This is a genomic window from Microbacterium saperdae (assembly GCF_006716345.1).
Classification (GTDB): domain Bacteria; phylum Actinomycetota; class Actinomycetes; order Actinomycetales; family Microbacteriaceae; genus Microbacterium; species Microbacterium saperdae.
On record NZ_VFOX01000001.1, the window covers coordinates 1,011,033 to 1,023,533 of the forward strand.

Annotated in this window: 10 protein-coding genes; 6 read left to right on the plus strand and 4 right to left on the minus strand. The window is 69.2% G+C overall.

Annotated elements, in window-relative coordinates; translation table 11 throughout:
* Positions 1 to 40 precede the first annotated feature (40 nt).
* On the minus strand, positions 41 to 697 hold the full coding sequence (locus FB560_RS04795) for a Maf family protein (RefSeq protein ID WP_141873123.1): 657 nt from the start codon (positions 695 to 697) through the stop codon (positions 41 to 43).
* A gap of 23 nt (positions 698 to 720) precedes the next feature.
* Here FB560_RS04795 and FB560_RS04800 point away from each other — a divergent pair, with 23 nt between their 5' ends.
* From FB560_RS04800 to FB560_RS04825, 6 genes are all read left to right on the plus strand, one after another.
* Positions 721 to 1,956 carry a class I SAM-dependent RNA methyltransferase gene (locus tag FB560_RS04800; RefSeq protein ID WP_141871314.1) on the plus strand — a complete coding sequence of 412 codons (1,236 nt, stop codon included), beginning with the start codon at positions 721 to 723 and terminating at the stop codon, positions 1,954 to 1,956.
* Positions 1,957 to 2,009: 53 nt separating this feature from the next.
* Entirely contained in the window at positions 2,010 to 2,669 is a 660-nt protein-coding gene (locus FB560_RS04805) for a response regulator transcription factor (protein ID WP_141871315.1), read from the plus strand.
* Complete coding sequence (locus tag FB560_RS04810; protein WP_141871316.1) at positions 2,659 to 3,888, plus strand: sensor histidine kinase; 1,230 nt, start codon at positions 2,659 to 2,661, stop codon at positions 3,886 to 3,888. Before FB560_RS04805 ends, FB560_RS04810 begins: the two co-directional genes overlap by 11 nt.
* Positions 3,885 to 4,895 carry a hypothetical protein gene (locus FB560_RS04815; RefSeq protein ID WP_141871317.1) on the plus strand — a complete coding sequence of 337 codons (1,011 nt, stop codon included), beginning with the start codon at positions 3,885 to 3,887 and terminating at the stop codon, positions 4,893 to 4,895. Before FB560_RS04810 ends, FB560_RS04815 begins: the two co-directional genes overlap by 4 nt.
* A 308-nt stretch (positions 4,896 to 5,203) precedes the next feature.
* On the plus strand, positions 5,204 to 6,403 hold the full coding sequence (locus tag FB560_RS04820) for an ROK family transcriptional regulator (RefSeq protein WP_141873124.1): 1,200 nt from the start codon (positions 5,204 to 5,206) through the stop codon (positions 6,401 to 6,403).
* A gap of 112 nt (positions 6,404 to 6,515) precedes the next feature.
* A complete protein-coding gene (locus tag FB560_RS04825) occupies positions 6,516 to 9,536 on the plus strand; it encodes an alpha-mannosidase (protein ID WP_141871318.1) in 3,021 nt (1,006 codons plus the stop codon).
* A gap of 10 nt (positions 9,537 to 9,546) precedes the next feature.
* On the opposite strand, the gene FB560_RS04830 is transcribed toward FB560_RS04825, so the two are convergent.
* From FB560_RS04830 to FB560_RS04840, 3 genes are all read right to left on the minus strand, one after another.
* Complete coding sequence (locus FB560_RS04830) at positions 9,547 to 9,771, minus strand: acyl-CoA carboxylase subunit epsilon (protein WP_141871319.1); 225 nt, start codon at positions 9,769 to 9,771, stop codon at positions 9,547 to 9,549.
* Positions 9,768 to 11,357, minus strand: a complete 1,590-nt coding sequence (locus tag FB560_RS04835) for an acyl-CoA carboxylase subunit beta (RefSeq protein WP_407662544.1) — start codon at positions 11,355 to 11,357, stop codon at positions 9,768 to 9,770. The genes FB560_RS04830 and FB560_RS04835 overlap by 4 nt, the downstream gene beginning before the upstream one ends.
* Before the next feature lie 89 nt (positions 11,358 to 11,446).
* Complete coding sequence (locus FB560_RS04840; RefSeq protein WP_229673256.1) at positions 11,447 to 12,451, minus strand: hypothetical protein; 1,005 nt, start codon at positions 12,449 to 12,451, stop codon at positions 11,447 to 11,449.
* Between the last annotated feature and the right edge of the window lie 50 nt (positions 12,452 to 12,501).

Consider the following 12,501-nt stretch of genomic DNA (forward strand, 5'->3'; position numbering starts at 1 on the left):
CCACAAGAAAGACGTCGAAACGTCGCGCAGAGTCTACGAGTCAGTCGGACTGCGGGATGTTCCAGAGATCGGTCCACGTCACGTCGAGATCCGCGGCCAGACGGCGGATCGTCGACAACGACATTCCGACGACCGTGGACGGATCACCGTCGACGCGTGTGATGAACGCACCGCCGAGACTGTCGACCGTGAACGCACCCGCGACGTACAGCGGCTCTCCGGAGGCGACGTACACGGCGATCTCCTCGTCGCTGATGTCCTCCGCGAAGGTCACGGCCGCCTCGGCGGTCGCGGTCGCCTCGACCGGAGCAGCGCCCGGGGCGATCCGGAAGACGGAGTGGCCCGAGTGCAGGATCCCGGTCGCGCCGCGCATCTCGTGCCAGCGGCGGGTGGCTTCGGCTGCCGTGTGCGGTTTGCCGTAGACGCGGCCGTTCAGCGCGAACATCGAGTCCCCACCGATCACGATGCCGTCGAACCCGGGGTCTTCCGCGGCCACGCGGCGCGCCACGTCGGCTGCTTTGGCCCGTGCGAGCAGCAGCACCAGCTCGGCCGGGGGCAGTTCCGCTCCCGCGGCCTCGGTGGCGGCCGCGGCGACCGCCTCCTCGTCGACGTCCGGCGACGCGGTCAGAGGCTCGATCCCCGCCTGTCGCAGCAGCATCAGGCGGGCGGGAGAGGTGGAGGCGAGGCAGACGCGCATGTTCACCACCGTATCCTCGAAGAATGACTTCTTCCTCTGCCGACGTGCTCGACCTCGACATCACCGGGATCGCGCACGGCGGGACCTTCGTCGCCCGCCATGAGGGACGTGTCGTGTTCGTCTCGGACGCGATCCCGGGGGAGCGCGTCCGCGCCCGGCTGATCGATCCGCAGGACGACGCGGCCGACAGTCGGAGCTTCTGGCGAGCCGAGGCGATCGAGGTCCTCGACGCCTCTCCACACCGTCAGGCGCACATCTGGCCCGAGGCGGACATCTCCCGCGATCCCGCCGAGCGCCCGGGTGGCGCTGACCTGGGTCACATCGAGCTCGGACATCAGCGCACGCTCAAGCGTCAAGTGCTGTCGGAGGCGTTCGACCGGTTCGCCGGAGGCGGGCTGGAGGCCCCCGAGGTCGAAGCCGTCGAATCCGGTGATGGTATGGGTTGGCGCACGCGCGTCACGCTGCACGTCGACGACGCCGGCCGTGTCGGTCCTTTCGCGGCCAGGAGCCATCGCGTCATCCCCGTGCGCTCGCACCCGCTCGCCCGTCCGGCGGTCGCGCAGGCGGCGCTCGCACTGCGTGGGGGAGCGGCGGGGCGTATCGATCTCGTCGAGCCGGCCGATGGTGAGGTGCGCGTGATCCGTCACGAGGACGGCGCGCGTCCCGTGCACCGCGGAGGGCGTCGGCCCGAGCCCGAGGTCGTGTACGAGCAGGTCGGCGACCGTCGCTTCGAGGTCGATGTCAACGGGTTCTGGCAGGTGCACCCTCGGGCGGCATCCGTTCTCGACGGTGCGGTCTACGGCGTGCTCGACGGGCACGTCGACCCGGATTCGACCCATTACGACCTCTATGGCGGAGTCGGCCTGTTCGCGGCGACCCTGGCCGACCTCGGCGCGACGGATGTCGTGACGGTCGAGTCGAGCAAGCGCGCGACCCAGCACGCGGCCGCGAACCTCGCACCGCTGCAGGCGACCGCGGTGACCGCGCGCGTCGATCGCTTCCTGCAGAGTGCCGCCGGACGCACGGGAACCGGGGCGGTCGTCCTGGACCCGCCCCGCGCCGGTGCGGGGCGAGCGGTGGTCGAGGGCGTGCACGCGCTCGACCCCGCAGCGATCGCGTACGTCGCCTGTGATCCCGTCGCCCTCGCCCGTGACCTCGGTACCTTCCGCGGTCTGGGGTGGAACGTGACGATGCTGCGTTCCTTCGACCTGTTCCCGCATTCGCACCACTTCGAGGTCGTCGCCCTGCTCACCCGGTGACGCGCGGCGACAGGGTCCCTCGCCGGGCCCTGCCGACTCACTAGGCTGGGTGGATGAGCACGGTCGCCCTCATCGATGATCACGAGTCCGTTCGCCTCGGCCTTGAGGCCGCGTTCGCGCGCGACTCGCAGACCGTCGTGTTCTCCGGCAGTTCCGTCAGCTCCTACCTCGACTGGCGGAAGAGTTCGGGAGCGGCCCCTGCCGAGGTCGTGGTGCTGGACCTCACGCTCGGTGACGGCACCACGGTCACCGAGAACGTCACGTCTCTGGTCGCCGACGGCGCGAGTGTCGTGATCCACAGCGTGGCCGACCGTCCCGCCGCCGTGCGCGAAGCACTGTCCGCCGGTGCGGCCGGGGTCGTCAGCAAGTCTTCGGCACTCGATGATGTGCTCGATGCGATCCGGACGGTGGCCCAGGGCGAGGCGCTGAACAACGTCGAATGGGCGAGCGCCGTCGACGGCGACCGCGACTTCGGCGACGCCCAGCTGTCGACGCGTGAGCGCGAGGTGTTGCGCCTGTACGCCACCGGACTCCCGCTCAAGGCGGTGGCCGAGCGACTCGGCGTCGCCTACTCCACCGCCAAGGAGAACATCACGCGCATCCGTGTGAAGTACGTCGACGTGGGTCGCCCTGCTCCGACCAAGGTCGATCTGCTGCGTCGCGCGATGGAGGACGGGATCGTCGAGACAGACGGAGATCCGAGTGGCCACTGACGCCCTCGACATCCGCGAGGCCTGGAGTAAGATCCCCTCTCCCGGCACGGCGGAGACCGAGTTCGAGCGCTTCACCGGCAAGCGCATGGAGCGGATCCTGGCGACCGTGGTCGCGATCGGATCGGCGACTCTCGGCGCGCAGGCGTTCGTCGCGGCCGTCGGTTCCTTCTCTCGCGGCGATGTCCCGCAGATCGTCGTGCTCCTCGTCGTCTTCATCCCGTTGGCGGCGATGCTCGTCGCCTGCATCCTCGGTCGCTGGGTCTCCATCGCCGCAGGCTCCTTCGCCGTCTCCTACGTCCTCGCACTCGTGGCGTGGCCGATCGTGGTCCCCCCGGGGGGAGCGGGCGACCAGCCCTGGATCTTCTTCCTGGTCAACGTCTGCGTCGTCGCGGCGATGCTCGCCTTCCCGATCCGCCTCCAGATCGCCTGGGCCGCCGGTCTGCCCTTCATCTATGGATACGTGCGGCTGGTGCAGGGGAGCTTCTCCCGCGACTTCTGGATCACGACGGCGTTCGACGTCTCGTTCACGCTGATCCTGGGCATCGTGATCGTCGCGCTCGGATGGATGTTCCGCTCCGTCGCGGCCGGCGTCGACGATGCGCGAGGGCGCGCCGTCGCCTCGTACGCCTCGGCTGCGGCGGCCGCCGCAGCAGAAGAGGAGCGGGTGGCGATGTCCGCGCTGATGCACGACAGCGTCCTGGCCGCACTCATCGCCGCGGAACGGGCGGAGAGCGAGCGTGCGCGTGAGCTCGCGGTCGCGATGGCGCGCGAGGCCCTGACCCGTCTGGCCAACACGGAGGCCGCGGTGGCCCAGGAGGGCAGCGACGAGCCGGTCGGCATCTCGCAGATCGTGGTCGAGCTGCGCCGCGCGCTCTCGGAGCTCGGCGCCGACGCGATCGTGGAGGAGCGCGGAGGCATCGGCCTGATCCCCGGACGCGTGGCACGCGCTCTCGTCCTGGCCGCACGCCAGGCGATCGGCAACGCGGTGGCGCATGCACAGGGTCGGGGACTGCACATCATCGCGACGGGCCGCGGGGACGAGGGGATCATCGTGGCGATCTCCGATACCGGCGCCGGATTCGACATCGACACGATCGGCCCTGATCGACTGGGCATCAGCGCCTCGATCTTCGCGCGCATGGCCGGCGTCGCCGGTACTGCCGACATCGTCTCCGGTCCGCAGGGCACCACGGTCACACTCGGCTGGGAGCGCTCATGAACCGGACGGTGCGTAGTGTCGCGACGTCGCTCGCCGTCGGCTTCGCCATGTACTTCGTCGCCCGCTCCATCTGGTGGACGGTGCAGCCCACCGCGCCGGTGCTGATGGTGCTGGCGATCGCCGTCTATCTCGTCGCGGTCCTCATCGCGATCCTCTGGGACTCCGCCTCGTCGGTACGGATGCCGCTGTGGACGGCGCTGCTGTCCCTGCTGGCATGCCTGCTCGTACCACCCCTGGTCACGCTCTCGTTGGACGTGACGGCTCGCACCGCGCCGTTCGCGACCTGGTACATCGGCGGGCTCGGCCTGTTCGGCATCGTCTGCGTCGTGCGGCGCCGATTCCTGATCGGATGGCTCACGGTCGCCGTGCTCGTGGCGACGTCAGCGGGCTATCTGGGCTTCGGCGTCGCGCTGAATCTGGGGTTGGTCGGCTCGATCATGTGGGTCGTGGTCGCTCAGCTGCTCGTGCTGTTCTGGGACAAGGCGATCCGCGACACCGCCCGGCTGGCGGAGATCCAGCAGGCGGTCTCCGCGTGGCATGCGACGCAGCTGGTGCGCCAGCGGGAGCGGCGGCTGCGCACGCAGTTCGCGCTCGCTGTGGCAGGGCCGGTGCTCAGTCGCGTCGTGGCTTCCCGCGGCAGCCTGACGGTCGATGAGCGGCTGGAAGCGCGTCTCGCCGAAGGGCGGCTGCGCGATGAGCTGCGCGGCGCGGATCTGCTCAACGACGCGGTGCGTGATGCGATCGAGGATGCGCGACGACGCGGTGTGATCGTCACGGTCTTCGACGAGGGAGGTCTCGACGGCGTCGAAGAGGATCGTCGTGCCGAGATCAGGGATGAGCTCGCCGTGGTCCTGCGCAAGGCGCAGGCAGGGCGATTGATCATCCGCTCGTCCAACGATGAGCGGATCGCGGTGACGGTCGTGGGGCGGGCGAGTTCGGGATCGTCGCGGGATGACGACGAGGTCGACCTGTGGCACGAGATCTCGCGCGAGGTCGCGACGGGCTGACAGCCGCACGGGGCGCGCCCTCCTCGGCTCCGGCCGGGGGAGGAGGTCGGAGTCGAGGATGCAGAGTGGGCGAGGGGCGGCGAAGCCGCCCACCCCTCGCCATGCGGTCAGTTACCCGAAAACCGACCGCTGGTGGCCGTTCTACGTCTATCTACCCTGGGATAGAGAGAACAGCCGAACGCGAAGCGTCCCCATTAGTCTCCTCGGTCGATCAAAGGTTGTCTGTAGGTATTTTGGGGGACACGTTTCGGGCCCGGATGAGGGAGGATTGGACGATGGGAATGCGTCGCGGGACCAACCTTCCACGGATGGGCGACTTCAATCAGTCGGTGATCCTGGAAGCCATACGTCAGTCCGGAACCGGACTGAGCAGAACCGAGCTCGTCGAGGCGACGCGGCTGTCAGCCCAGACGGTCACGAACATCACCCGTCGCCTTCTCGCCGATGGTCTCATCGCCGAGGCGGGGCGCACGATCAACGGCCCGGGCAAGCCCCGTGTCACGTTGCGCATGATCGCGGAGAGCCGCTACTCGGTCGGCGTCCACCTCGATCCCGCGGTGATGACGTTCGTGCTCCTCGACCTCACCGGAGCCGTTGTGCGGCGCATCACCACACGCACTCCTGTGGCCGACCCGCGGCGCATCGTCGATGCCATGGCGGCGACCATCGGGTCCCTCATCGATGCATCCGGAGTCGACCGGAATCTGATCGCGGGGGTCGGCGTCGCGGCCCCTGGGCCCTTGGATGCCGAACGGGGAACCGTGATCGATCCCCCCAAGCTGCCGGGGTGGCATCGTGTGCCGCTGCGCGCGGTGCTCGCGGAGGCCACGGGGTTCGAGGTCACGCTGGAGAAGGACACCACGGCTGCCGCGGTGGGCGAGCTGTGGACCAGACACGGGCCCCCGGACGACTCGTTCGTGCTGATCTACCTCGGCACGGGGATCGGCGCGGCGCTGGCGCGCGACGGCGAGGTCGTGCGGGGGAGCTCGCGGAACCTCGGAGAGGTCGGCCACATCATCGTCGATCCCGACGGACCGGCCTGCATGTGCGGCTACCGGGGCTGCGTAGAGGTGGTCTGCACTCCGCAGGCGATCGTGGAGCAGGCCGAGGCGGCCGGCGTCTTCCCGGACGACCGCGAGGTCAACGATCCCGAGGCTGTCGACACCCGCTTCACCCAGCTGTGCGAGCGCGCCGCATCGGGCGACGTGGCAGCGCAACGCGTGCTGCGACAGGCGGCAGCCCACCTGGCGGTCCTCGTCGCGGCGCTGACCAACATGCTCGATGTCGACAGGGTCGTGCTCGGCGGCCCCTTCTGGTCGCGGTTGGCGCCGGTATACCTGCAGGAGCTTCCGGCGAGGCTGGAACGGTTGAGCGCGACGCGCGCCGTGCACACGCTTCCCGTGGACGGGAGCGTCGTGGGAGACGACGTCGGCGCGGTGGGTGCTGCGTGCGTGGTGCTGGATTCGGTGCTGTCGCCCCGAACGTCCGATCTGCTCCTGGAGACGTGATCGCGCGCTGACACCGTGACGGGAGGACGATCGACGTCGAGAAAGGTCTTGACAGCGATAAGTCCAATCGATGTATTATTTCACATCCCCTCTCGTCGACCGGAAGCGTGTGATGCACGACAACTCCGAACTCGTACAGGCGCGCATTCGCCGTTTCGAACATGAGCGCCTCCGGCCGGCGGTGTACCCGCGGTCCATCGCGCTGGAGCTCGCGGCCTGGGTCGTCCCCGGCGAGCCGGTGCCGTTCGCTGACGCGGTGGCGCAGGAGTTCGTACCGTTCGCTGCGGGAACGCCGTGGGGGCGGGCCTGGAGCACGATGTGGGTGCGCGTCCGCGGAACCGTTCCGGAGGTGGCACCCGGCGAGCGTGCGGAACTCGTCTTCGATCTGGGCTTCGGCGCCGCGGAGCCGGGGTTCCAGGCCGAGGGAACCGTGTATCGGCCGGACGGAACCATCGTGAAGGCCGTCGAGCCGCGGAACGCCCATGTGCCGTTGGATGGTGCGCCGGGAGATCTGATCGAGCTCTACCTCGAGGCGGCCGCCAACCCGGACGTGGCCGACGGCTTCCGTGACTTCCGCCCGACGCCGCTGGGCGAGTGGGACACGGCCGGCGCGGAGCCGCTCTACGTCTTCCGGCGCGCGGACGCGGTGGTCAGAGATCTGACGGTGTGGGAGCTCGTGCAGGACGTCGCCGTGCTGCGAGGGCTGCTCGAGGTGCTGTCGCCGACCTCCCCCCGCCATGCGGAGATCCTCCGTGCGCTCGAGCGCATGGTCGATATCGCCGATCCCGACGACATCGCGGGCACCTCGCAGCAGGCACGGGCCGCGCTGGCCGACGTCCTGGCGCGTCCGGCATCCGGATCCGCCCACTCGGTGCACGCCGTGGGACACGCGCATATCGACTCCGCCTGGCTGTGGCCCGTGCGGGAGACCCAGCGCAAGGTCGCCCGCACCTTCTCCAACGTCCTCTCGCTGCAGCAGGAGGACGCCGACTTCGCCTTCGCCGCGTCGTCGGCGCAGCAGTACGCCTGGATGAAGCGTTTCCAGCCCGAACTGTTCGAGCGGATCCGCGCCGCGGTCGCCGCTGGGCGCTTCCACCCCGCCGGAGGGATGTGGGTGGAATCCGATACCAACATGCCCGGCGGTGAGTCGCTGGTGAGGCAGTTCCTGCGGGGCAAGCTCTTCTTCCTCGAAGAGTTCGGTGTCGAACCTCTCGACGTCTGGCTGCCCGACTCGTTCGGATACTCGGCGGCGCTGCCGCAGATCGCCAGGGCCGCGGGGTCGCGGTGGATGCTGACGCAGAAGATGTCGTGGAACGAGACCAACGTCATGCCGCACCACACCTTCCAGTGGGAGGGGATGGACGGCACGCGGATCTTCACGCACTTCCCGCCGGTCGACACATACAACGCGCAGCTCACGGCCGAGGAACTGGCGAGGGCCGAACGCCAGTACGCCGAGAAGGGGGCGGCGAACACCTCGCTGGTGCCCTTCGGATACGGCGACGGCGGTGGCGGACCCAATCGGGAGATGCTGGCTGCGGCGTCCCGCCTGCGTTCGCTGGAGGGGTCGCCGACGGTCACGCTCTCGACGCCCCGACGCTTCTTCGAGGCGGCAGAGGCCGAGTACGGCGACCCTCCGGTGTGGACGGGCGAGATGTATCTCGAGTTCCACCGCGGCACGTACACCTCTCAGGCGCGCACCAAGCGGGGCAACCGCCGCAGCGAGCATGCGCTCAGGGAGGCCGAGCTCTGGGCGACGGCGGCGGCGCTCCGCGGGGAGCCGTACCCCTACGAGCAGCTGCAGGAGGCCTGGGAGACCGTGCTGCTGCAGCAGTTCCACGACATCCTCCCCGGCAGCTCGATCGGCTGGGTGCACCGGGAGGCAGAACGTCGTTACGCCGAGGTCCTCGCCTCGACGGAGCGCATCATCGCAGGGTCCTTGGCGACCGTGGCGGGTTCGGGTGAGTCCGAGCTTGTCGCCAACGCCGGGCCCTACGCAAGGGAGGGAGCGGCGGCGATGGGGATCGCCGCCGCGCAGAGGACTGGGGTCTCTGCGGCGGTCACGCGGACGACGGACGGGTTCGTGTTGGAGAACGAGTACCTCACGGTCTCGATCGACAACGCCGGCCTGGTGACGGCACTCGTCGTCCGCGCGACCGGGAGGCAGGCGATCGCGGCGGGGGAGCGGGGGAACCTCCTCCAGCTGCATCGCGATACGCCGACGAAGTGGGATGCCTGGGACATCGACGAGCACTACCGACGCCACGTCATCGACGTGACGGACGTGGTCTCGATCGACATCGTCCCGCACGCGTCGGCGGCTGTCGTCTGCGTGGTCCGCGAGCTGGGGGGTTCGCGGATCACGCAGGCTCTGACCCTGACCGCCGACGGGCGCGCTCTCGACATCGAGACGACTGTCGACTGGCGCGAACGTCAGAAGCTGCTCAAGCTCGCCTTCCCGCTCGACGTGCACACCGAGCGGGCGACGTCCGAGATCCAGTTCGGGCATGTGCACCGTCCCACGCATGCCAACACCTCCTGGGACAGGGCGCGGTTCGAGACCGTGGCGCATCGGTGGGTGCACGTGGGCGAGCCGGGGTTCGGGGTGTCGATCGCGAACGACTCCACGTACGGACACGACATCACGCGTGCACCGCGTGCCGGAGGAGGCACGGCGACGACCGTGCGGCTCTCGTTGCTGCGTGCGCCGCTGTATCCGGATCCTGAGGCCGACCAGGGCGAGCACACGTTCCGAGTGAGCGTGCGACCCGGTGCGTCGATCGCTGATGCCGTGCAGGAGGGCTATCGCCTCAACCTGCCCCTGCGCGAGATCACGGGCGCGGGCCCGGTCGCGCCGTTGATCGCGGTCTCATCGGATGCCGTCGTGATCGAGGCCGTGAAGCTCGCCGAGGATCGCAGCGGCGACGTGATCGTGCGGCTCTACGAGGCGCACGGCGGTCGGGCGGCGGCGACGGTCACTCCCTCGTTCTCGTTCGACACGGTCACCGAGACCGATCTGATCGAACGGGAGATCCCGGCGACCGCGTTGGACACCACGACGGCCGGTGAGACTCGGCTGGAACTGCGTGCCTTCCAGCTGGTGACGCTGCGATTCAGCCGACCGCGGCTCTGACGCGCATCCGTCAGCCGGAGAAGCGTCCCCACGGGATGTCACGGCGCAGCGGGCTGCGCAGCGCCCGCTGTGTGCGCGTCCAGGCCGAGACGTGCGGCTCTTCGGCCACCGCATCCTCGGCCTCGTGCGAGTAGGCGTCGGTGACGACCGCGATGAGCGCCGCGAGCTCCTCCTCGGAGGCGGTGCCGCGCGTGATCTGAAGCGCCGGAGGCTGCTCGTCGAGAGGTGCACTCACAGCGGGATGTTCCCGTGCTTCTTCGGGGGCAGGGACGAGCGCTTTCCGCGGAGCGCGCGCAGCGCCTTCGCGATCGAGACGCGCGTGTTGGCGGGCTCGATGATCCCGTCGAGCTCACCGCGCTCGGCGGCGAGGAACGGAGAGGCGACGTTGTACGTGTACTCGTTGGCCAGGCGGGTGCGGACGGCGGCGACGTCCTCGCCGGCCTCCTCCGCCTTCTTGATCTCACCGCGATACAGGATGTTGACGGCACCCTGGCCACCCATCACCGCGATCTCGGCGGTGGGCCACGCGAGGTTGACGTCGGCTCCGAGCTGCTTGGATCCCATCACGATGTACGCGCCGCCATAGGCCTTGCGCAGGATGACGGTCACGAGCGGCACGGTGGCTTCGGCGTAGGCGTACAGCAGTTTCGCGCCACGGCGGATGACGCCGGTCCACTCCTGGTCGGTGCCGGGCAGGTAACCGGGGACATCGACGAGAGTGACGATCGGAATCGAGAAGGCGTCGCAGAACCGCACGAAGCGGCTGGCCTTCTCGCCGGCCTCGATGTTCAGGGTGCCCGCCATCTGGGAGGGCTGGTTGGCGATGATGCCCACCGAGCGGCCCTCGACGCGGCCGAAGCCGATCACGATGTTCGGAGCGAACAGCGGCTGGACCTCGAGGAAATCGCCGTCGTCGACCACGTGCTCGATGACGGTGTGCATGTCATAGGGCTGGTTCGCGGAGTCGGGGACGATCGTGTTGAGCGCGCGGTCGGCGTCTGTCGTCTCGAACTCGAACGCGCTCTCGTACGACGGGAGCTCCGCCATGTTGTTGTCCGGCAGGAAGCTGAGCAGCGTGCGCGCGTAGTCGATCGCGTCGTCCTCGTCTTCCGCGAGGTAGTGGGCGACACCGGAGCGCGTGTTGTGCGTGTACGCGCCGCCGAGCTCCTCCATGCCGACATCCTCGCCGGTCACGGTCTTGATGACGTCGGGGCCGGTCACGAACATCTGGCTGGTCTTGTCGACCATGATGACGAAGTCGGTGAGGGCGGGGGAGTACACCGCGCCACCCGCTGCCGGGCCCATGATGATCGAGATCTGCGGGATCACGCCGGATGCGCGGGTGTTCAGGCGGAAGATCTCGCCGTACTTGCCGAGCGCGACGACGCCCTCCTGGATGCGGGCTCCGCCGGAGTCGAGGATGCCGATGCAGGGCATGCCGCCGTCGAGGGCGAACTCCATGATCTTGATGATCTTCTCGCCGGCGACCTCGCCGAGCGAGCCGCCGAAGGTCGAGAAGTCCTGCGAGTACACGGCGACCGTGCGTCCGTGGATCGTGCCGACGCCGGTGACGACCGAGTCGCCGTAGGGGCGGGAGCGATCCATGCCGAAGGCGGTGGTGCGGTGGCGCACGTACTCGTCGAACTCGACGAAGCTGCCGGGGTCCACGAGCAGTTCGATGCGCTCACGGGCGGTCATCTTGCCCTTGGCGTGCTGCTTCGCCTTCGCCTTCTCCTCGGCGTCGACGACGGCCTCGGTGTAGCGAGCGCGCAGATCCGCGATCTTGCCGGCGGTGGTAAAGAGGTCGGGCTTGTCCGTCACGGATTCCACCCTAGCGTCGCTTCGGCGTCGTCTGTTGGATGCTCGGCACAACGGGTCGCCCGATCCTTTGGCGACCGGCACGAGGCGGATCAGGGCGCGTCGTCGATCGCGGCGGCAGTGCCGATGCCGGAGGGGAGCTCATGATCGCCCTGCAGGTCCTCGATGCGCTCCGTGAGCGGGGCATCCGCGCCTCTGCCGCGCCGCGTGGTCAGTTCGCCGACCTTGTGTCCGGCCCATCCGATCCCTCGGGCCGCGGTGCCTGCCGCGCCCGCCATCGCGTTACCGGCGAAACGCGCCCCCCGCAGCATTCGCATCTCGACCTTCTCCGCGCCGGGCACGGGCTCCAGTTCGAGTGGCAGGTCGATGGGAGCCGCGCCGAAGGCGCGATGCGACGTCGTCAGGACGCGGCGACCGAGGATGTGGTTGCCCGCGCCGCCGATCGCGGCGCCCACCCCGAACGGGAGGGCCTTGCCGAGGAAGGAGGCGCCGCCGCGGGTGGCGAACTGCTTGACGAACATGCTCTTGAGCTGGTCGACGAGCGGTCCGACCGCAGCACGGGGGAGAGATTTGGTGACGAGCTCTCCCCAGTAGGTGGAACGGCTGCCGCCGCGACCGGCGACCTGACCGGCGAGCTGGCCGACCAGGTCGACCCCCTCCTTGCCGAGCATGAGGGTCATCACGAGAGCGCGAGCCCTGTCGGGGTTCGCGATCGCGATGCCATGCACCTCTGCCACGGACTGCGCGAAGAGGGCTGTGGATTCCACGAAGCCCACGGTCTCGACGCCGGAGAGAGCGAGCGTGATTCCTGTGCCGATGCCGGGGACGACGGCGGTCGCGCCGACCGCTGCGCCACCTGTGGTCACCGCGGCGAGGTAACGGCGTTCCAAGATGCGCACGATCTCGGCGGGCGTCGCCTGCGGGTTGCGCAGTCGGATGCTGCGGATGTGCGCGAGGACGAGCGGACGCTGGATCGACAGCACCCGGTCGAGACCGCGCACCATCATCGGGTGCTCCGGAGAGCCCGTGGGTGGCACCCCCTTGTCCCAGGGGGAGTCATCCGGGAGGGAGTGGATCTTGTGCACCTTGGGGCCCATGTGCTGATCCTATGAAGTCCGGCCGCGAAAACGCAGGGAGCCGCACCCCC